This window comes from Bradyrhizobium genomosp. I (2014), assembly GCF_000261685.1.
Classification (GTDB): Bacteria; Pseudomonadota; Alphaproteobacteria; order Rhizobiales; family Xanthobacteraceae; genus Bradyrhizobium.
Genome location: NZ_AJQE01000494.1, coordinates 1 through 965 on the forward strand (window position 1 = coordinate 1; position 965 = coordinate 965).

1 pseudogene is annotated in these 965 nt (G+C 57.3%); it reads right to left on the minus strand.

The features are described from left to right. Positions 1-14 precede the first annotated feature (14 nt). A pseudogene (locus IC50_RS38215) lies at positions 15-965 on the minus strand (IS630-like element ISBj5 family transposase); the annotation flags it as partial.

Sequence of the window (965 nt, forward strand, 5' to 3'; positions counted from 1 at the left end):
CTAGTCACATGAATCTAAAGTTCGCCACATAGAGTCTGCTGGGCTTTGTGGCAAAAGCGTTTGACGGAAGCCAAGATCTGACTTGGTCCATTTGAAGGGCTTCGGGTTGTTGTTGTGCAATTCGATGAAGGTACGGATGTCGGCTTCGAGCTGCCTGACGGAGGTGTGAACACCTCGCCGGATCTGCTTTCTGGTGAGTTCAGCGAACCAGCGCTCGATCTGATTGATCCACGACGCGGAAGTCGGCGTGAAGTGGACATGATAGTGCGGCCGGCGAGCGAGCCACGCTTTAATCTTGGGGGTCTTGTGGGTAGCGTAGTTGTCCATGACGATATGGACAGCGAGCCCCTCAGGGATTTGAGCGTCGATCTCTTTGAGAAACTTCAAGAACTCGAGCGCCCGATGGCGCTTGTAGCATTTGCCAATGACGAAGCCGGAAGCGACATCGAGCGCGGCAAACAGCGTGGTCGTACCATGCCGCACATAGCTATGCGTGCGACGTTCCGGCACCCCAGGCATCATCGGCAAGACCGGCTGCTCGCGATCGAGTGCCTGGATCTGGCTTTTCTCATCGACACTGAGGACAACGGCTCGGTTAGGCGGCGACAGATAAAGCCCGACAATATCGCGCACCTTATCGACGAATAGCGGATCGCTCGATAGTTTAAATGTCTGGCTGCGGTGCGGCTGCAAGCCGAACGCCGTCCACATTCGGCGGATCGTGGTGTGAGAAAAGCCAGTATCCGCAGCCATCGAGCGGATCGACCAGTGCGTTGCGTCGGGCGGCGTCGTACGCAATGTCCGCTCGATTACCTCGGCAACCTGATCATCGTCGATGGTTCGAGGGCGGCCCGGGCGGGCTTCGTCAAGCAGGCCATCACAACGATCCTTCAAGAATCGGCGGCGCCACTTGCCGACGGTGTGTTCATGGATGCCAAGTTCGGCAGCCACAGACTTGCTTGGCA